This window comes from Pseudomonas sp. C7.1, from assembly GCF_056312395.1.
This window is the reverse complement of the sequence record NZ_JBWDTL010000003.1, coordinates 3,008,842-3,027,758: the sequence shown is the minus strand read 5'-3', so window position 1 is coordinate 3,027,758 and position 18,917 is coordinate 3,008,842. Positions and strand designations below refer to the sequence as shown.

General features: G+C 59.3%; 18 protein-coding genes and 3 tRNA genes. 9 read left to right on the top strand and 12 right to left on the bottom strand.

The genetic code is table 11. The annotated features are described in order from the left end of the window. Nucleotides 1-53: 53 nt before the first annotated feature. The gene (locus AC0T4W_RS17635) at nucleotides 54-1,037 is read right to left on the bottom strand and encodes an outer membrane protein assembly factor BamD (RefSeq protein ID WP_476321169.1); all 984 of its coding nucleotides are present in this window, start codon (nucleotides 1,035-1,037) and stop codon (nucleotides 54-56) included. Between the two features lie 147 nt (nucleotides 1,038-1,184). Between AC0T4W_RS17635 and rluD the strand changes: the two genes are divergently transcribed. From rluD to clpB, 3 genes are all read left to right on the top strand, one after another. Then, on the top strand, nucleotides 1,185-2,159 hold the full coding sequence (gene rluD / locus AC0T4W_RS17630; protein ID WP_476321167.1) for a 23S rRNA pseudouridine(1911/1915/1917) synthase RluD: 975 nt from the start codon (nucleotides 1,185-1,187) through the stop codon (nucleotides 2,157-2,159). Nucleotides 2,160-2,204: 45 nt separating this feature from the next. Then, entirely contained in the window at nucleotides 2,205-2,930 is a 726-nt protein-coding gene (gene pgeF / locus AC0T4W_RS17625; protein WP_476321165.1) for a peptidoglycan editing factor PgeF, read from the top strand. 197 nt (nucleotides 2,931-3,127) lie between these two features. Beyond that, nucleotides 3,128-5,692 (top strand): ATP-dependent chaperone ClpB, encoded by a 2,565-nt coding sequence (gene clpB, locus AC0T4W_RS17620; RefSeq protein ID WP_476321163.1) that lies wholly within the window; start codon nucleotides 3,128-3,130, stop codon nucleotides 5,690-5,692. An 84-nt stretch (nucleotides 5,693-5,776) separates the two neighbouring features. Here the strand turns inward: clpB and AC0T4W_RS17615 are convergent, their stop codons facing one another. Together AC0T4W_RS17615 and AC0T4W_RS17610 are read right to left on the bottom strand one after the other, a co-directional pair. Continuing rightward, entirely contained in the window at nucleotides 5,777-6,112 is a 336-nt protein-coding gene (locus AC0T4W_RS17615; RefSeq protein WP_275960678.1) for a PilZ domain-containing protein, read from the bottom strand. A gap of 9 nt (nucleotides 6,113-6,121) precedes the next feature. After that, nucleotides 6,122-8,482 carry a DUF1631 domain-containing protein gene (locus tag AC0T4W_RS17610; protein WP_476321161.1) on the bottom strand — a complete coding sequence of 787 codons (2,361 nt, stop codon included), beginning with the start codon at nucleotides 8,480-8,482 and terminating at the stop codon, nucleotides 6,122-6,124. 212 nt (nucleotides 8,483-8,694) lie between these two features. Here AC0T4W_RS17610 and AC0T4W_RS17605 point away from each other — a divergent pair. From AC0T4W_RS17605 to AC0T4W_RS17595, 3 genes are all read left to right on the top strand, one after another. Beyond that, nucleotides 8,695-8,770, top strand: a tRNA-Asn gene (locus tag AC0T4W_RS17605). 9 nt (nucleotides 8,771-8,779) lie between these two features. Further along, nucleotides 8,780-8,856, top strand: a tRNA-Pro gene (locus AC0T4W_RS17600). Between the two features lie 5 nt (nucleotides 8,857-8,861). After that, nucleotides 8,862-8,937: transfer RNA gene (locus tag AC0T4W_RS17595), tRNA-Lys, on the top strand. Between the two features lie 164 nt (nucleotides 8,938-9,101). On the opposite strand, the gene AC0T4W_RS17590 is transcribed toward AC0T4W_RS17595, so the two are convergent. The 4 genes from AC0T4W_RS17590 to AC0T4W_RS17575 form a co-directional block, all read right to left on the bottom strand. Then, nucleotides 9,102-10,403 carry an NAD(P)/FAD-dependent oxidoreductase gene (locus AC0T4W_RS17590; RefSeq protein WP_476321159.1) on the bottom strand — a complete coding sequence of 434 codons (1,302 nt, stop codon included), beginning with the start codon at nucleotides 10,401-10,403 and terminating at the stop codon, nucleotides 9,102-9,104. A 63-nt stretch (nucleotides 10,404-10,466) separates the two neighbouring features. Further along, on the bottom strand, nucleotides 10,467-10,640 hold the full coding sequence (locus tag AC0T4W_RS17585) for a DUF3094 family protein (protein ID WP_476321157.1): 174 nt from the start codon (nucleotides 10,638-10,640) through the stop codon (nucleotides 10,467-10,469). Between the two features lie 59 nt (nucleotides 10,641-10,699). Continuing rightward, a complete protein-coding gene (locus AC0T4W_RS17580; RefSeq protein WP_476321155.1) occupies nucleotides 10,700-11,194 on the bottom strand; it encodes an MOSC domain-containing protein in 495 nt (164 codons plus the stop codon). After that, complete coding sequence (locus AC0T4W_RS17575) at nucleotides 11,191-11,820, bottom strand: DUF1780 domain-containing protein (RefSeq protein WP_304866758.1); 630 nt, start codon at nucleotides 11,818-11,820, stop codon at nucleotides 11,191-11,193. The genes AC0T4W_RS17580 and AC0T4W_RS17575 overlap by 4 nt, the downstream gene beginning before the upstream one ends. Nucleotides 11,821-12,122: 302 nt before the next feature. Here AC0T4W_RS17575 and AC0T4W_RS17570 point away from each other — a divergent pair, with 302 nt between their 5' ends. Next, the gene (locus AC0T4W_RS17570) at nucleotides 12,123-12,800 is read left to right on the top strand and encodes an energy-coupling factor ABC transporter permease (protein ID WP_476321153.1); all 678 of its coding nucleotides are present in this window, start codon (nucleotides 12,123-12,125) and stop codon (nucleotides 12,798-12,800) included. Between the two features lie 166 nt (nucleotides 12,801-12,966). Then, the gene (locus AC0T4W_RS17565; RefSeq protein WP_476321151.1) at nucleotides 12,967-13,182 is read left to right on the top strand and encodes a hypothetical protein; all 216 of its coding nucleotides are present in this window, start codon (nucleotides 12,967-12,969) and stop codon (nucleotides 13,180-13,182) included. Between the two features lie 242 nt (nucleotides 13,183-13,424). Here AC0T4W_RS17565 and yacG read toward each other — a convergent pair whose 3' ends face one another. The 5 genes from yacG to pilB form a co-directional block, all read right to left on the bottom strand. Then, complete coding sequence (gene yacG, locus AC0T4W_RS17560) at nucleotides 13,425-13,625, bottom strand: DNA gyrase inhibitor YacG (RefSeq protein ID WP_476321149.1); 201 nt, start codon at nucleotides 13,623-13,625, stop codon at nucleotides 13,425-13,427. Beyond that, complete coding sequence (gene coaE, locus AC0T4W_RS17555; RefSeq protein WP_476321147.1) at nucleotides 13,622-14,236, bottom strand: dephospho-CoA kinase; 615 nt, start codon at nucleotides 14,234-14,236, stop codon at nucleotides 13,622-13,624. The genes yacG and coaE overlap by 4 nt, the downstream gene beginning before the upstream one ends. A gap of 446 nt (nucleotides 14,237-14,682) precedes the next feature. After that, on the bottom strand, nucleotides 14,683-15,549 hold the full coding sequence (locus AC0T4W_RS17550) for a prepilin peptidase (protein ID WP_476321145.1): 867 nt from the start codon (nucleotides 15,547-15,549) through the stop codon (nucleotides 14,683-14,685). 3 nt (nucleotides 15,550-15,552) lie between these two features. Next, nucleotides 15,553-16,773 (bottom strand): type II secretion system F family protein, encoded by a 1,221-nt coding sequence (locus tag AC0T4W_RS17545; RefSeq protein WP_476321143.1) that lies wholly within the window; start codon nucleotides 16,771-16,773, stop codon nucleotides 15,553-15,555. A 3-nt stretch (nucleotides 16,774-16,776) separates the two neighbouring features. Beyond that, nucleotides 16,777-18,480 carry a type IV-A pilus assembly ATPase PilB gene (gene pilB / locus AC0T4W_RS17540; RefSeq protein ID WP_476321141.1) on the bottom strand — a complete coding sequence of 568 codons (1,704 nt, stop codon included), beginning with the start codon at nucleotides 18,478-18,480 and terminating at the stop codon, nucleotides 16,777-16,779. Between the two features lie 235 nt (nucleotides 18,481-18,715). On the opposite strand from pilB, the gene AC0T4W_RS17535 reads away from it, so the two are divergent. Continuing rightward, a complete protein-coding gene (locus tag AC0T4W_RS17535) occupies nucleotides 18,716-18,901 on the top strand; it encodes a prepilin-type N-terminal cleavage/methylation domain-containing protein (RefSeq protein WP_476321139.1) in 186 nt (61 codons plus the stop codon). The last annotated feature ends 16 nt before the right edge of the window (nucleotides 18,902-18,917 follow it).

Sequence of the window (18,917 nt, the reverse complement as noted above, 5' to 3'; positions counted from 1 at the left end):
CGCGCAATAAAAACGGGAGGCCGATGGCCTCCCGTTTTGTGCAGTGTGCTTGTTCAGTCGAACAGGCCAAAAGTCATGTAGCTGAACCAGGAGCGGCTCGCTTTTTCTTCGCTGGTGCCGCTCTTGAGCTCATCCGGAATCTGCTGTTCGGCATCTTCGTACTGACGAATCACGTCCTGGCTGGCGCGGGTTTCGCCCGGTGGCAGCGGCGTATCGGTTTCGATCAGACCCAGCGTTGCCTTGGCCAGCCAGGAGCGGCTGTCGGCGGCTTCTTCACGCGGGATGAACTGGCCGTCGACCAGGCTTGGGTGGTCGGGGTAGTTGAGCTTGAGGGTTTCCAGGCTGGTGGCCGCCAGGTCATCCAGGGTCAGGCGCTGGTAGGCTTCGGTCATGACCGCCAGGCCATCACCGACTGCTGGGGTTTCCTGGAAGTTCTCCACCACATAGCGGCCACGGTTGGCGGCTGCCACATAGGCGTTGCGGGTCAGGTAGTAGTGCGCCACGTGAATTTCGTAGGCGGCCAGCAGGTTGCGCAGGTAGATCATGCGCTGCTTGGCGTCTGGCGCGTAGCGGCTGGTGGGGAAGCGGCTGGTGAGCTGAGCGAACTCGTTGTAGGAGTCGCGCGCAGCGCCTGGGTCGCGCTTGGTCATGTCCAGCGGGACGAAGCGGGCGATCAAGCCGCGGTCTTGGTCAAACGAGGCGAGGCCTTTGAGGTAATAGGCGTAATCAACGTTGGCGTGCTGCGGGTGCAGGCGGATAAAACGGTCGGCTGCGGATTTGGCGGCTTCCGGCTCAACGTTTTTGTAGTAAGCGTAGATCAGCTCCAACTGCGCCTGCTCGGCATAGCGGCCGAACGGGTAGCGCGACTCCAATGCCTTGAGCTTGGCGACGGCGCTGGTGTAGCTACTATTGTCCAGGTCGGCCTGTGCCTGCTGGTAGAGTTCGGCCTCACTCAGATTTTCGTCGACCACCTGCTTCGATGAGCAGGCGGCAGTGAGGGCGAGGATTGCGATCAGCAGCAGGTGTTTCACTTGCATGGCGGCTTGCGTCCCTGTGACGGCGGCTGTCTTGAGCAAAGCCGTCCTGTTATGATGAGCGCCCCCGGTACCCCTGGGGCAAAGACGCCGTATTTAACCACAAGCGTGTAGCTGAAACCAAAGGCTACGCCCCCTCTGTTGCCGAGCATGCCCTCTATTAATAAGCAGATCATTGAACTGAACGCCGAGGTGCCCTATGAAATGGGCGGTCAACGCCTCGATCAAGTCGCCGCACTCCTGTTCGCCGAGCACTCGCGTTCGCGTCTGTCTGCCTGGATCAAAGAGGGTCTGCTGACCGTCGATGGTGAGGTGCTGCGCCCGCGCGACATCGTCCATGGCGGGGCGCTGTTGGCGCTGAACGCTGAGCAGGAAGCCCAAGGCGAGTGGATCGCCCAGGACATCGCGCTAAACATCGTCTACGAAGACGAGCAGATTCTGGTGATCGACAAACCCGCCGGCCTGGTCGTGCACCCTGCTGCCGGGCATGCAGATGGCACCTTGCTTAATGCTCTGCTGCACCATGTGCCGGACATTATCAACGTGCCGCGTGCCGGCATTGTTCATCGTTTGGACAAAGACACCACTGGCCTGATGGTGGTGGCCAAGACCATCGAAGCGCAGACCCGCCTGGTCGATCAGCTGCAGAAACGCTCGGTCAGCCGCATCTATGAATGCATCGTGATTGGCGTGATCACCTCCGGCGGCAAGATCAATGCGCCGATCGGTCGTAGTTCCTCGCAGCGTCAGCGCATGGCGGTTAGCGACGGTGGTAAGCCGGCGGTCAGCCATTACCGGGTGCTGGAGCGCTATCGCTCGCATACCCATGCGCGGGTCAAGCTGGAAACCGGTCGCACCCACCAGATTCGTGTACACATGAGCCATATCGGTTATCCGCTGGTGGGCGACCCTGTCTATGGCGGGCGTTTCCGTATTCCGCCTGCGGCCAATCCGAGTATGGTGCAGACCCTCAAGGAGTTTCCACGCCAGGCTTTGCATGCGCGCTTCCTTGAGCTGGACCATCCGATTACCGGTGAGCGGATGAAATGGCAGTCGCCATTGCCGGATGATTTTGTTTGGTTGCTGACGCTGCTGCGCCAGGACCGTGAGGCCTTTATCGGCTAACAAATATCCGAAACACGAGTGGGTAACAGAGAACAGGGTGACAGGATGCACGATTGGCTTACGCCGCAATGGCCCGCACCAGCAAGAGTAAAAACCAGCGTCACCACCCGCAGTGGTGGCGTCAGCGTTGCGCCGTTCGACAGTTGCAACCTGGCTGAACATGTGGGCGACGAGCCAAAGGCGGTGCTGAAAAACCGTCAACGGCTGGTCAGCCTGCTCGGTTGCAAGCCAGCCTGGTTGCAGCAGGTGCATGGCGTTGCAGTGGTTGAGGCCAATCCTGGGTTGGTGCTTGAAGCCGACGCCAGCTGGACCAGCAAGTCGGGCGTTGCCTGTGCGGTGATGACTGCCGACTGCCTACCTGCGCTGTTCTGTGACCGTGCCGGCACCCGCGTTGCGGCGGCTCATGCTGGCTGGCGCGGCCTGGCTGACGGAGTGCTGGAAGCCACCCTGGATCAGTTGGCGGTGCCGGCGGATGAGGTACTGGTCTGGTTGGGGCCGGCAATTGGGCCGCAGGCCTTCGAGGTGGGTGCGGAGGTGCGTGAAGCCTTTGTCGCCCAGCATGGGCAGGCGGCAGCGGCCTTCCAGCCCAGCGTCAATGCCGGCAAATTTATGGCCGATATCTACCAGTTGGCGCGCATTCGCCTGGCCGCTTGTGGCGTCGAGGCTGTCTACGGTGGCGATTTCTGCACCTTCAATGATCCGCGTTTCTTCTCCTACCGCCGCTCGGCGCAAACCGGACGCTTTGCCAGCCTGATCTGGCTGGGCAACTAACCCTCGCGTGCCGCCTCTGCGGCACTCTTGCGGCATTCTCACGGCGTTCCTGCGTCACTTTGGCGGTAAATGACTCAGGTCAACATCGCTCAGCTTGAAACCCACACAATCGACCTCATCTACTCTTCATCCGCAGGCTTTCTGTTTGGGCGCGATTCAGTGCGCCGGCCTGCCACCACTACGAGGGTTGATTGTTTATGCGTATTGATCGTTTAACCAGTAAGTTGCAACTCGCGCTCTCCGATGCGCAATCCCTGGCCGTTGGCCTTGATCATGCGGCTATTGAGCCGCTGCACCTGATGCAGGCTTTGCTTGAACAGCAGGGCGGCTCGATCAAACCGCTGCTGATGCAGGTCGGTTTTGATGTGAATAGCCTGCGCCTGGCTCTGGGCAAGGAGCTGGATCAGCTGGGCAAAATCCAGAACCCATCCGGCGACGTTAATCTGTCGCAGGATCTGGCACGCCTGCTCAATCAGGCCGACCGCCTGTCGCAGCAAAAGGGCGACCAATTTATCTCCAGCGAGCTGGTGCTGCTGGCCGCGATGGATGAGAGCACCAAGCTGGGCAAACTGCTGCTCGGTCAGGGCGTCAGCCGCAAGGCACTGGAAAACGCCGTGACCAACCTACGCGGTGGCGATGCGGTAAATGACCCGAACGTCGAGGAAAACCGCCAGGCCTTGGATAAATACACCGTCGACCTGACCAAGCGTGCCGAAGAAGGCAAGCTCGATCCGGTGATCGGTCGCGATGATGAGATTCGCCGCACCATTCAGGTGTTGCAGCGCCGCACCAAGAATAACCCGGTACTGATCGGCGAGCCGGGTGTGGGTAAAACGGCGATTGCCGAAGGCCTGGCCCAGCGCATCGTCAACGGCGAAGTACCGGATGGCCTCAAGGACAAGCGTCTGCTGTCCCTCGACATGGGTGCCCTGATCGCTGGCGCCAAGTTCCGTGGCGAGTTCGAAGAGCGCTTGAAGGCGGTGCTCAATGAGTTGAGCAAGCAGGAAGGGCGAATCATCCTGTTTATTGACGAGCTGCACACCATGGTTGGCGCCGGTAAAGGCGAAGGCTCGATGGATGCCGGCAATATGCTCAAGCCATCCCTGGCGCGCGGTGAGCTGCATTGCGTCGGCGCGACCACGCTCAACGAGTACCGCCAGTACATCGAGAAGGATGCCGCCCTGGAGCGGCGCTTCCAGAAAGTGCTGGTTGATGAGCCGAGCGAAGAGGACACCATCGCCATCCTGCGTGGCCTCAAAGAGCGTTATGAAGTGCACCACAAGGTGGCCATCACCGACGGCGCGATTATCGCTGCGGCCAAACTTTCGCACCGCTATATCACCGACCGCCAGCTGCCGGACAAGGCCATCGACCTGATTGACGAGGCGGCCAGTCGCATTCGTATGGAAATCGACTCCAAGCCGGAAGTGCTGGATCGTCTTGAGCGCCGGCTGATTCAGCTCAAGGTGGAAGCCCAGGCACTGAAGAAGGAAGACGACGAGGCGGCGATCAAGCGCCTGGCCAAGCTCAACGAAGACATTGCCCGGCTGGAGCGTGAATACGCCGACCTGGAGGAAATCTGGAAGTCGGAGAAGGCCGAGGTGCAGGGTTCCGCGCAAATTCAGCAGAAAATCGAGCAGTCCCGCCAGGAGCTTGAGGCGGCGCGGCGCAAAGGTGACCTTAACCGCATGGCGGAGCTGCAGTACGGGATTATCCCGGACCTGGAGCGCAGCCTGCAGATGGTCGATCAGCACGGCAAGAGCGAAAACCAGCTGCTGCGCAGCAAGGTCACCGAGGAAGAAATCGCCGAGGTGGTGTCGAAGTGGACCGGTATTCCGGTGAGCAAGATGCTCGAGGGCGAGCGCGACAAACTGTTGAAAATGGAAGGCTTGCTGCATCAGCGGGTGATCGGTCAGAACGAGGCGGTGGTGGCGGTGGCCAATGCCGTGCGGCGTTCCCGCGCGGGCTTGTCCGACCCGAATCGGCCGAGTGGTTCGTTCCTCTTTCTTGGCCCAACCGGGGTCGGTAAGACCGAGCTGTGCAAGGCGCTGGCCGAGTTCCTTTTCGACACCGAAGAGGCGTTGGTGCGCATCGACATGTCCGAGTTTATGGAGAAGCACTCCGTGGCGCGGCTTATCGGCGCGCCGCCAGGCTATGTCGGCTATGAAGAGGGCGGTTATCTGACCGAAGCGGTACGGCGCAAGCCCTATTCGGTGATCCTGCTGGATGAAGTGGAGAAGGCTCACCCGGACGTGTTCAACGTCTTGCTGCAGGTGCTCGAAGATGGCCGCCTGACCGACAGCCATGGCCGCACCGTGGATTTTAAGAACACCGTCATCGTGATGACCTCCAACCTCGGCTCCGCGCAGATTCAGGAACTGGTGGGTGATCGCGAAGGCCAGCGTGCAGCTGTGATGGATGCGGTCGGCACGCATTTTCGTCCGGAGTTTATCAACCGTATCGATGAGGTGGTGATCTTCGAGCCGCTGGCTCGCGATCAGATTGCCGGCATTGCGCAGATCCAGCTCGGCCGTTTGCGTCAGCGTCTGGCCGAGCGTGAGCTGAGCCTGGAGTTATCTGCTGAGGCGCTGGATAAACTGATCGCCGTCGGTTACGACCCGGTCTACGGCGCGCGCCCGCTTAAGCGTGCGGTGCAGCGCTGGATCGAAAACCCTCTGGCGCAGCTGATTCTGGCTGGCAAGTTCGCCCCAGGCAGCAGCGTGACGGGCAGGGTTGAGGGCGATGAAATCGTCTTCGGTTAAACGCTGTCGGCCACACTAGAGCTGCAAAATAAAAAACACCCCGGTTCAGTTCGCGCTGACCGGGGTGTTTTTTATGGGGCTGAATCACAAGTGCTTGAGCAGGATTTCCAGCGCCGCGGCCTGATCTTCGGCCAGGTCAATGATGTGAAAGCCGGCCCAGCAGTGCTGGCCATCGGCGCCAGGGCGGCTCCACAGGCAGTCGGCTCCCAGGGTGATTTCGCACACACCCTCAACCTCCTGCTCGCTCACCAGGCGGCACTCCACCAGCTCGTCGGCGGTCAACGGGGTGTCGCTAAACAGCATAAAGCCATCGGCGGACAGGTCGACCACGCGACCCAGGCGCTGCCCAGTGTGTAAGTCGAAGACTTCCAGCTGCACGTCGGCGTTATGCCGGCTGTGCAGGCGACGTTCGTCATCCATAGGAGTTCCTTATTCTTGGGGCTCAGCCGTGCGCCCGGTAAAACGCTGGAGCACGCGGTAAATGGCGGTAAGGGCACGGTCCACCAGGGGTGCACCTCGTTCAGGGGTGACGATGCGCGCCAGCCCTTGTTCCATTTCGGTGGCCAGCTGAGTGAGTGGCTTGATTGCCACGCGCTGGCCGCTCTGGTCGACAAACATATAGTTGCGGGTTGTTGGGCTAAACCAGGACAGCTTGAGCGTGCGCACCTGCTCGCCATTGACGAACTCGAACCAGGTGCCGAACTCGATATGCCCCAACTCCTTGGCCAGTGCCTGGGCGCGGGGCGAGAGTGTCGATTCGCGCGGCGCCAGGGTCGCCAGTGCGGCGTCTTCGCCGAGCATGGCGCCCAGCGGGCTCTCTGGCAGGATTGGCTTGAGCTGGGCGGCTACCTGTGGCTGTTTGGCCTGTACGGCGTGCTGGCAGGCCACCAGGTCCTGCAGCAGGCGGCGGATGCCGTCTTCGTGGTAACCGCCGAGCAGTTCCAGGCCTTTGCGCAGATTTTCGAGCAGCGGCACGCGCAATTTCTGCAAGCGCTCACGGCCTGCTTCGTCGAGCAGCGTGCCGCTCCAGGCCAGTTGTTCGGCCGCTTCACTGGCGCGCTGCCATTCCGGGCTCTGATCGCCATTACGCAGCAGCACAAATACCAGCACATCGGCCCAGGTCAGTTCGAGGAAGTTGCGGATGATGGTCGGCGGCTGACGACTGTGCAGGCTATTGGCGATCACTTCGACCGCGTGCTGGCGCGCGCCCAGCAGTTTGTCGCGACCTTTGGCGGCTTCCACTGCACGCCGCTCGCGCAGCTCGACCTTGTGCCTGAGCGTGGCAACGAATTCGTTGAACTCCTCCAGCAGGCCTTCAAACAGCTGCAGGTCACCAAAGAAGTCATGGATGACCCGCTCGACCACCCATTGCATCTTGGCCAGCAAGCCGCGTTCATCGCCTTCGCCGCCATACAGTACGCCGGCCTGGGCCATGGCATTGAGCAGGCGACGGGCCGGGTGGTGGTGCTGGGTGAACAGCGCTTTGTCTTGCAGCGCCACTTTCAGGTAGGGCGTGTGCAGGTGGGATAGGGTGGTTTTGCAGCTGTCCGGCAGGTTGTCGTCGTCGAGGATAAAGTCGAACAGCATACCGACCAGGTCGATCACGTCGGCTTCCTGGTCGGAAACTTTTTGCTGGCCCGGCAACTCGCTGTGCGCTTCCAGCTGTTGCTGCAAATCCGCCTTCAGGCCTTCAACCTGCTGCGGGCGGCTCAGGCGCTGTGACAGGTCGTTGGTCGATTGCTGTTGCATGCGGTTGAGGGCATCGAGCAGGGCCGAGGCGCTGTAGGTGCTGGTCGCCTCGCGCGGGGTGAAGCTGGCAATGCTGCGGGTGCCGCCAAGCAGTGGGGCGTCAATGTCGCGCTGGCGGTGTTCGCCCAACAGGGTCGCCAGGCTGCCGAGTAGCTCCTGCGGGTCGCTCGGCGGCGGGCCGCTAAGGTCTGCGCCGGCGGCGTTGTAGGATCGCCCTGGCGGTTGCATAACGGTTGCAGTGCCCTGGTTTTGGCTGCTACTGGCGCTGCTCTCTGGCGCATGTTCGGTCGGCGTGGCGGACGTGCTTTTGGGGCGTGCCGGTGGTGGGTTGTTGCGCTGCGCGCTGTACTTCAGGTTAGGCAGTACGCCAGCGTCGATCAGGCGCTGATTCAGCGCGGCATAGATGCTGTCTAGGCTTTGCATAACGTGCGTATCAAACAACGTATAAAGGATAACCTTTATACGCAGCGGGAAAGGGCAGGGCGTCAGGGCGTCGCGAAAGGCCTGGGCAATCATCTGCGGGCCGAAGGGGTTGATGTCCTCGCCGAGCTTCTGACCGTTATTCAGCAGTGCCAGGCGCTGTTCCAAGGCAAACAGCGGTTGCGCGCAGCGTGCCTTGACCCGGCTGACCATATTGGTGACTTGCAGGCTTTCTTCATAATCCTCGTTTTGCACCAGGGCCATGTGCTCGGCGTCCAGTTCGCTGGCGCTGGGTGGCGGCTTGAGCTTGCCTTCGAGGAAGTCGGAGAAGTTCTGCGCGATCTGCTGGTGGTAGCTGCGTTCTATCTGTGGGCGCTGCCTGCGGATCTCGCGCATGTTGTCGAAGAACAGGGTTTGTACCTGATTGTTCTCGGCTTTTTCGGCGCACTCAAACAGCGTGTCGTCGACCTGGGCGAAGACGCCGGTCAGGTGTTCGGCCAGGCGGTTCATCACCAGTTTTCGACAGCTTTGCACCAGGTCGCCGAAGCGCGGCTGGATACCCCGGTTGGCAAGGGTCTGCGTTAAGCTGGGTGGATTTGGCGGTATGCCCTGGTTACTCATGGACTTTCCTGGCTGAAGCCTTACGGCTGGTGCGTCCTGCAATGAATACAGACATAGGGAAGATATAGCAGCCGCTCACGCAGCTGCAAATCATTGTACTAAAAGCAATTTAAGGGGTTGACAGGCGCGCGCGGAAACGTAAAATGGCGCGCCTCAGACACGGGAAACGATTTAACAACCGGCTCCAGTTTCTGAGAAAGGAAGCAAGTAGTTCCGCGATAGCTCAGTCGGTAGAGCAAATGACTGTTAATCATTGGGTCCCAGGTTCGAGTCCTGGTCGCGGAGCCAATCTTTCATCGGGGTATAGCGCAGTCCGGTAGCGCGCCTGCTTTGGGAGCAGGATGTCGGGAGTTCGAATCCCCCTACCCCGACCATTTTTGGGTCGTTAGCTCAGTTGGTAGAGCAGTTGGCTTTTAACCAATTGGTCGTAGGTTCGAATCCCACACGACCCACCATTTCAAGCATGCTTGAATGATAAAAAACCCGCCTAGTGCGGGTTTTTTATTGCCTGCGATTTATGGCAGTAATCTTTCATGCGCGCAGAAATGTAGGGGCGGGCCATGCCCGCGATCATCGCTTCGCGGGCGTGGGCCGCTCCTACGGGTTATGCCGAGACAACTCAATGCAGCTTAAGGCGCGGCTCGGTGCTGCGGCCGATGCGGTCGCCGAGCATCATCAGCAGCGTGCGGGTCATGCCGTACAGGGCGATCTGATGCATGCGATACAGCGACACGTAGAACATTCTGGCCAGCCAGCCCTCAAGCATCACGCTGCCGGTCAGGTTGCCCATCAGGTTGCCGACCGCCGAAAAGGTCGACAGCGAGATCAGTGAGCCGTAATCACGGTAGCGGTATTCCGGCAGCGCCTTGCCTTCGATGCGCAGCTTTAGTGATTTGGCCAGCAACGAGGCTTGCTGATGCGCCGCTTGCGCGCGCGGGGGGACGTTACGGCCGTCAGTGCCGGGTTGTGGGCAGGCGGCGCAGTCGCCGAAGGCAAAGATGTTGTCGTCCAGGGTGGTCTGCAGTGTCAGGCGCACCTGCAGCTGGTTGATGCGATTACTTTCCAGGCCATCCAGCTCCTTGAGAAAGTCGGGCGCGCGAATCCCTGCCGCCCAGACTTTCAGGGTGGCCGGGATCACCTGGCCTTGCGCGGTATGCAGCGCCTCGCGGGTAACCTGGCTGACGGCGGCGCCGGTGAGCACGGTTACGCCAAGTTTCTCCAGGGTTTTGTGCACCGGCTGGCTGATGCGCTCCGGCAAGGCTGGCAGTACGCGTGGGCCGGCTTCGATCAAGGTGATGCGCATATTTTCCGGGCTGATCCGATTCAGGCCGTAGGCGGCCAGCTCGTGTGCGGCGTGATGCAGCTCGGCCGCCAGCTCCACGCCGGTGGCTCCCGCGCCAACGATGGCAATGTTGATCAGCTCGGTGGCTTCGCTCTGGCTGGCGTGGGCACGTAAGTAATGGCTGAGCAGTTGGTGATGGAAGCGCTCGGCCTGCGCTCGGGTATCCAGAAACAGGCAGTGCTCGGCGGCGCCGGCGGTGCCGAAATCATTGGTGGTGCTGCCCACGGCGATCACTAGACTGTCATAGCTCAGCTCGCGCGCAGGCATCAGCACCTGGCCGTCGTCATCCAGTGTGGCGGCCAGGCTGATACGTTTTTCCGCGCGGTTGAGGTCGCACATTCGCCCCAGCTGGAATTCGAAGTGATTCCACTTGGCCTGCGCCACGTAGTTCAGTTCGTCACCCGAGGAGTTCAGCGAGCCAGCCGCCACTTCGTGTAGCAACGGTTTCCAGATGTGGGTCAGGTTGGCGTCGACCAGGGTGATCCTGGCCTGGCCGCGTTTACCCAGGGTTCTACCCAGGCGGGTAGCAAGCTCCAGGCCGCCGGCGCCGCCGCCGACAATTACGATTTGATGGGTCATTAGACACGCTCACAAGGCTTTTAAGAAAAACGGGTGAGCCGGCGTGGGCGAGCGCTAAGCAGCTCATAGCACCAATCGACTCAGAAGACGGCTCAGCACGCCCAGGCCAATCACCACGACTACGATGATCAGCAGCAGCCGCCAGACCTTGAACGGCTGACGCTCGACCTGATGCTGCGGAGCGCTGAGGTATTGCTCGACACGTTTTTGATCATCAGGGTTCAGGCGGCTGGACATAGAAGCCTCGAATAGGGGGCGATGGCGGGCTGAAGTGGTAAGTATTCTAGCCGCGCGGCTTATAAAGGCTCAACGCGCAGGGCGTCATTCAGGCGAATAATGCCCCCTTGTAGCACGCGCGCAGTAATTCCACCGTGGCCGCGCATGGCCTGAAAGGTGCCAAGCCCCAGGCGCTCTTCCAGCTTGGCGCAGGGTTGGCACCAGCCGGTGGTTTCTAGGATCGCCTGGCCGAGGCGAAAGCGGCGGCCCTTGAGGCTGAACAGATTGATGCCGCTGATGGCGATATTGCGCCGCAGCTCGGACGCGCTGATCGGCTGTTCGGTCGGGCGGCCCATCAAGGCGCTGATCACCGCCAGGTGTTCCCATTGAATCAGGGTGACCTGCCGAGCATTGCGCGGTCCGGGTCTGCTGTGGTCGCCGGTAAGACCGGCTTCGCGGCGTGCTTCGACGGCATCCAGCTCGATCATTGCGGCCCGCGAGGCCGGGCGTACGCCAATCCAGCGCACGCAGCCTTGCTGCGGCACGGCTGCGAGCAGTTCATGCAAAGGGCTCACAGGCTGATACCTACATCGAACAGCACAGAGCGGCCGAGGTTGTGGCGCAGAAAGTCCGGCGCATCCGGGTGGGCGAACAGCACACGAGCAAAGGTTGGGCCGACCAGTGACAGCGAGCGCCAGCCTTGGCGGAGAAATTCGGTGGGCGGCGGGAAGTGGCTGTTGAAGTCCGGCACGGCGCGCTTCAGGTTGACGTAAGCGAGCAGGTCCAGCTCACCCAGGTCGAGGCCGCGCTCTTTATAGTTGTGGGCCTTCTTGCGCAGGGTTGGTGTCAGTCGCTGTTGCAGCTCGGCGGCGGCAATGCGCCGTGGTTTGGCTTCGCGGCGCACCAGTTGGCTGAGGGAAAACGCGCTGCGCCGCCGCTCCAACTCGGCGCGCCATTCGTCATTCAGGCGGCGCCCTTCGTCGAGGACGAAGAACACCTCAAAGCTCGCCTCGCGGAACAATACGTCAGGCGGTTCATGGCCGGCGGCGCTGAACTCATCTAAACGGTGGCTGACATTCAACGCCTGCAGCAGGCGCTGGCACACCCAGCGCTCACGCTCCCACTTGCGCGCGTTGGAGAGAAAGGCGTTGGCTTGTTCGGCCTGGTGCGTCAGCAGGCGCAGGTAATCTGAGTCATCCATGGGCTCAGCTTAGCTTGCGCGGTTGGGTTGTTGGTACCCCTCTGCGACGCTTGTTGCAGGCTTTTATGCATACAAACGGTAGGTTGGCGCTGAGCGCAGCGAAGCCCAACAGGTGTTGGCATCGTTTGTTGGGTTTCGTCCCTGCGCTTCTCAACGGAACCCCTCCCAGCACGCAGTAGTGACAGCGCTTTTTGGTATGGGCTGAGCGTGGGTGGCTACGCCTCTGCCTTGCTCATCGTCTGCTTTCGCAGGCAAGATCCAGATTGCTGGCGCGCTCTGCCGTCGGCTTATCGGGAGAAACCATGATCGCTGCCGAGCTGTTGCAGCCCACCACCCAACTGGCCGGTTGGCTGATCTATTTACCGCTTCTGTGCTGGGCGATCTGGCGCGCGCCCTGGGTCGAACTGTGCAGTGACTTGCGCCGCCAGCACCTGCTCGGCGGCACGGCGCTAGCGCTGTTTGTGCTGTGGTTGGTGCGCCGGGATTTCGACTCGGGCCTGTCCTATCACTTTATCGGTATGACCGCCGTTACCTTGCTGCTGGATTGGCCGCTGGCCATGCTGGTGGGGCTGATTGCCCAGCTGGGCTTGCTGGCGCTGGGCCGGCAGGATTTTGCCGCGCTGGGCGTTAACGGTGTGCTGCTGGTGGTGATTCCCGTGTGGGTGACCGAGGCCTGCGCACTCTGGGTCGAGAAAAAGCAGCCGCGCAATCTGTTTGTCTACATCTTCTGCAGCGGCTTTTTCGCCGCAGCGCTGGCGGCATTGCTGTGTATCGTTGCCGCTTTCACCTTGCTCTGGATGGATGGCCTATTCCCGATGCCGCCCTGGCTGGAGGACTTTATCGGTTACCTCTGGCTGGTGATTTTCCCCGAGGCCTTTATCAACGGCATGCTGGTGACGGCGCTGGTGGTGTTCTATCCGGATTGGCTGGAGACCTTCAACCGCACACGCTATCTGGCTGCGCCCTGGAAGGATGGCTAGGGTCTGTTTTTTGTTTTTGTAGGCGCTATTCCATGGTTGGTACCTCCCTCCGGGGCCGCTGATGACGTGATCTTCAGTTGAGTGATTGGGCTGCGCGGGTTGATCCAGATCAAGCTGCGCGAACGGCCATGCGCGATCTTTCATCTATCAACAGAGAGGGCGAGATATGGGCGTGCATCAATGGGCAAGGCAGGCAATCGATCAGAGTTTGCAGGGAGTCGAGGCGCAGGGTTTTGGCCAGGCCATGGCATTGCGGGCATTGCTCAGTGCCGTAGTCGAGCGTAGCCGTGCAGGGCGCAGTGCAGCGGACCTGGCCGCAGAGTTGCAGTTTCTCGCTGACAACCTGGATGACGAGCGCGATTACAGCTTTATGCGGCCTTGACTATTGAGTGTCGCGACACGGCTAAGTCTGTTGCTTCCCGTGGGAGGGGCTTTAGCCGCGATTGGGTCGTAGTTTTCAAGCGGTCGCGACTAAAGCCCCTCCCTCCGCGCCTGGCATTGCGCCGACATTTCAGGATGGCTGCGATGGGGGGCTGCGATCCCCGTAGGAGCGGGCCACGCCCGCGAAGCTCTTGCTTGAGCTCAATTCGCGGATAAGCCCGCCGCCACATTTACAGCAGCCTGCTAGTGCTCGCGCGGCGGCAGCTCGCCAGAGAACACATCATCTTCCAGTGGGTTGCCGGCAATCGCGTGTTCTTCTGAAGCCCAGGCACCGAGGTCGATCAGCTTGCAGCGTTCGGAGCAGAAGGGCCGGTTCGGGCTTTGTGGGCCCCACTCGACGGGCGCGCTGCAGGTGGGGCAGGCGACTAGGGTTGGCTTACTCATGCTTGGCCTCCGCGTAGCGTCAGGTAAAAAGTGTGCAGTCGTTCCACTTCGGCTTGTAGCCAGGGCAAGTCTTGATCATTAAGCAGTACATCATCGGCATGTCGCAGGCGTTCCTCACGGCTGGCCTGGGCCTTGAGAATGGCCTGCACCTGCTCGCTGGAACTCTGGTCGCGGGCCATGGTGCGCTGCACTTGCAGCTGCTCGGGGGCGTCCACCACCAGTATGCGCTGGGTCAAGTTGTGCTGGCCGGACTCAACCAGCAGCGGCGAAACCAGAATGGCATAGGGTGATTCTGCGTGTGCCAGGTACTGGATGATTTCCTGACCGATAAGCGGATGCAGCAGGGCTTCGAGCCAGTGCCGCTCATTGGTATCGGCAAAAATCCGGTTGCGCAGTGCTGCGCGATCAAGCTGGCCATCGGTCTGCAATACATCGCTACCGAAGTGCTCGGCGATCTTGGCCAGCGCCGGCTTACCAGGCTCAACCACCCAGCGTGACGCATGGTCAGCATCGACCAGGTGCACGCCTAGGTCGATAAAGTGCTGGGCCACAGCGCTCTTGCCACTGCCAATGCCGCCTGTAAGGCCAAGAATCCAGGGTTTTGTCGTCAAGGTGCGCGCTCGTGTCGGTCATTCAGGGGCGCGATTGTAGGGCGGATTCAGGCGCGAAGCGAACAATCCGCCACGAGCGCAACGGCACGCCTCTGTAGGAGCCAGCTTGCTGGCGATCACGGTCGTAATAATAGGTCGGCTGGGCGGCTACGTTACGGTGAGGTGACAAGTAGTAGGTTGGTGTTGAGCGTAGCGAAGCCCAACAGGCAGTGATATCTCTTGTTGGGCTTTGTCGCTTTGCTCCTCAACCCAACCTACCCGTGCGCGGCATACGTTGCTGGCCATAACAGCATAGTCAGTTCGTAGGATGGGTTAGGCGCATGTCGGTGGGCTGTCACGTTGTGCGTGGTTGGTCGCGCCGTAACCCATCAGCGGTATAGGCTGATTAACGCCGATGGGTATCGCTGCGCTCAACGCCATCCTACGGGTGTTGAGTCATCACAAACCTAGAAGCCGGCAATCTGCAGGTAGCTGGCGGTGATTTGCTCACCCCAGAGCAGGGCAATCCAGCCGGCAATCGCCAGGTAAGGGCCGAAAGGGATCGGCGTGCTGGTTTCTGCATTACGCATGCGCAGCATGATCAAGCCCAGTACCGCGCCAACCAATGACGACAGCAATATCGTCAGCGGCAACACCTGCCAGCCACCCCAGGCGCCGAGCATCGCCAGCAGCTTGAAGTCGCCATAGCCCATACCTTCCTTGCCTGTTACCAGCTTGAATAGCCAGTACACCGACCACAGACTCAGGTAGCCGGCAATCGCGCCCCAGAGCGCATCCTCAAGGCTGGTGAACACGCCAAAACTATTGGCAATCAAGCCTAGCCACAGCAGCGGCAGCACTAACGAGTCTGGCAGCAATTGGTGATCAGCATCGATCAGGCTCATCGCCAGCAAGCCCCAGGTCAGCAGCAACATGCCGCCCGCCTGCCAGGTAACGCCGAAGTGCCAGGCGATAAAGGCCGATAACAAGCCGCAGGCCAGCTCAACCAGTGGGTAGCGCATGCTGATCGGTGCTTTACAGCTAGAGCACTTGCCGCGCAGAAACAGGTAGCTGATAACTGGAATATTTTCCCAGGGCTTTATTTCATGGGCGCAGTGCGGGCAGCTTGAGTTGGGCAATACCAGGTTGAATGTTGCTGTCTGGGTCTCGACGGGCAGCTCCAATATCTCGCGGGCCTGCTCGCGCCAGTCACGCTGCATCATTTTTGGCAGGCGATAGACCACCACGTTGAGGAAGCTGCCAATTAAAAGACCGAGCAGTAGGCCTACACAAACAAAGGCCGGCAAATTGCCGGCCAGAAAATCGAGGATCATAAGTTAGCCAACCACTGCGCCAAGCTGGAAGATAGGAAGGTACATGGCGATGATAAGGCCGCCGACCAACACCCCGAGTACCGACATGATCAGCGGCTCCATCAGGGTCGTCAGGTTGTCTACAGCGTTATCCACTTCGGCCTCGTAATACTCCGCAGTTTTGTCCAGCATTTCATCCAGGGAGCCAGACTCTTCGCCGATGGCGGTCATTTGCACGGCCATGCTTGGGAATACCCCGGTGTTACGCATGGAGAAATTCAGTTGAGTGCCGGAGGATACGTCATTACGGATTTTGGCAATTGCCTGGCGGAATACCACGTTACCAGCAGCGCCTTCAACCGACTGAAGCCCCTCCACTAGGGGTACGCCGGCCGAGAATGTGGTTGAAAGAGTGCGTGCAAAGCGCGCGACCACGGCCTTGTAGAGAATGTCGCCAACAATCGGTGCTTTCAACAGGGCGCGATCCAAAAAATCACGGAATTTTTCAGAGCGTTTGTGCGCCTCTTTGAACGTAAAGCCAATCACAAAGAAGGCAAATATGAAGAGATACCACCACTCCTGTAAGCCTCGCGACATATTCACCACAACTTGGGTAAATGCCGGAAGCTCGGCGCCAAAACCAGCAAATACACTCTCGAACTGCGGAACCACCTTGATCAAAAGAATTGCCGTGACAATAACGGCTACGACCAGTACCGAGATCGGGTAGGTCATGGCCTTTTTGATTTTGGCTTTGAGGGCTTCAGTTTTTTCCTTATAGGTGGCGATTCGATCCAGCAGAGTTTCCAGGGCGCCGGATTGCTCGCCGGAGTCCACAAGGTTGCAATACAGGTCATCAAAATATTGCGGCCGGGTGCGCAGTGAGGCTGCAAAGCTGTTACCCGCCGCCACCTCTTGCTTAACGTCATTGATCAGGGTGCGCATCCTGGGGTTGTCGAAGCCTTCGCCGATAATATCGAAGGACTGCAACAGCGGAACGCCGGCCTTCATCATGGTCGCCATCTGCCGAGTAAACAGGGCGATGTCCATGGGTTTGATTTTCTTGCCGGCGCTGAATAGCGACTTAGGTTTTTTCTTTACTTTGAGCGGGTTGATACCTTGTTTGCGCAGTTGCGCCTTGACCAAGGCCGGGTTCTGGCCGTTGATTTCACCTTTGATCTTTGCACCTTTCTTATCGGTGCCTTCCCACGCAAAGGTGCTGATGCTTGGAGCTTTGGCCGCCATGGCTTAATCCTTGGTCACTCGGTTGACTTCTTCAAGGCTGGTAATGCCCTGCATTGCTTTCAGTAAAGCTGAGGTGCGCAGGTCATTGAAGCCGTCTTTGCGCATTTGTATGGAGATATCGATGGAGTTGCCTTCCTCCATGATAATCCGCTGCAGGGCCGGCGTGTTTTTAACCACTTCATATATTCCGACACGGCCTTTATAACCGCCGTTGCAGTTTTCGCAACCGACAGGGCCGTAAAGCTTGAGCGTGTCGACTTTGTCGGCCGGGAAACCTTCTTCGAGTAGGGCTTCGCGCGGAATCTTCACCTCTGCTTTACAGCTGTTGCACAGCTTGCGAGCCAAACGCTGGGCGATGATCAGGTTGACCGAGGTGGCGATGTTAAATGACGGCACGCCCATATTGCGCAGGCGCGTCAGGGTTTCCGCCGCGCTGTTGGTGTGCAGGGTCGACATCACCATGTGGCCGGTTTGTGCTGCCTTTATCGCGATGGAGGCGGTATCCAGGTCGCGGATCTCGCCGACCATGATGATGTCAGGGTCCTGGCGCAGGAATGATTTCAGCGCGGCAGTAAAGTCCATGCCCTGCTTGGGGTTGACGTTGACCTGGTTGATTCCTTCTAGGTTGATTTCCACCGGGTCTTCGGCTGTGGAGATATTCACATCCACGGTGTTGAGGATATTCAAGCCGGTATACAACGACACGGTTTTTCCGGAACCGGTCGGGCCGGTCACCAGGATCATGCCCTGCGGTTGCTTGAGGGCTGTCATATAGAGGTCTTTTTGCGACTCTTCATAGCCCAAGGCGTCGATACCCATCTGCGCGCTGGCCGAGTCGAGAATCCGCATCACGATCTTCTCGCCCCACAGGGTGGGGCAGGTGCTCACGCGGAAGTCTATTGATTTGCTTTTGGATATGCGCATTTTAATGCGCCCATCCTGCGGCTTGCGTCGCTCAGAAATATCCAGGCCGGCCATGACCTTGAGGCGAGCAGAAATGCGTGGTGCCAACTGGATGGGCGGTCGGGCAATTTCTTGAAGAATACCGTCGGTGCGGAAGCGTACGCGGTAGGTTTTCTCGTAGGGTTCAAAATGCAGGTCGGACGAGCCCTTCTTGATCGCATCAAGCAACATTTTGTGGACAAAACGTACAACCGGGGCGTCATCCGCCGAGTTGCTGTCGTTATTGTCCTGTTTGTCGTCGTCAACAGCCTCGATGTCTACGCCGTCTAAGTCAACGTCGCCCAGTTCTTCCATTCCGCTGCTGGCGGTATCGAAGAATTTTTCGATGGCATCGGTCAGCTTGTCGTCTTCAACCAGCAGGGGTTCGGTGGTTAAACCGGTGGAAAACTGTACATCGGTAACCGCTTGGTGGTTGGTAGGGTCCGAGACGCCAACAAATAACTTATTACCGCGGCGAAATAACGGAATAACCCGGTGCTGGCGAACCAGCTTTTCGCTGATCAGCTCGCGCGGTTGGCTTTCCTTGTCTATTGCGTTGAGGTCGCAGAACGGCACGCCAAATTGCTCGGCAGCCACTTCAGCCACCGCTTTGCTGGTGGCGAGCTTGTTCTGTACCAGGTAGGAAACCAGTGGGATTTTATTGCGTAACGCCTGAGCTTGCGCTTGGGAGGCAGCGCTTTCGCTAAGCAGTTCGGCATTGACCAGTTGCCGGGCCAGGCCGGTCAGATTGGGGGCTTCGCTCATGATTAATTGGGTGCTTCTTGCCGGATTAGAGTGGTTGTCTTATAGCTCAAATTTAGCAGTAGCCCAAGCTAGGTAGGCGCGGGTGACAAAAAATGGCAGGTGTTGCCCTTTCAAGGGATAGGTTGGCTATGACTGGTGGTCGTGTCATGGCCACAACTCGGTCTTTCGGCGATTGGCACGGCCTGTGCTAAGCCTCCAATAGGTCGTCGACCTTAACCACAACAGGAGCTTATCCATGAAGTCTCTCAAGAAACAAAAAGGTTTTACCCTGATTGAACTGATGATCGTTATTGCGATCATCGGTATTTTGGCTGCTATCGCGATTCCGCAGTTTAATGAATATCGTGCCAAGGCAAACGATTCTACGGCCAATGCGGACGCTAAAAACGCAATTACTGTTTTTTCCTCTGCGCAGCGTTAATGCTCAGCTAATCAAT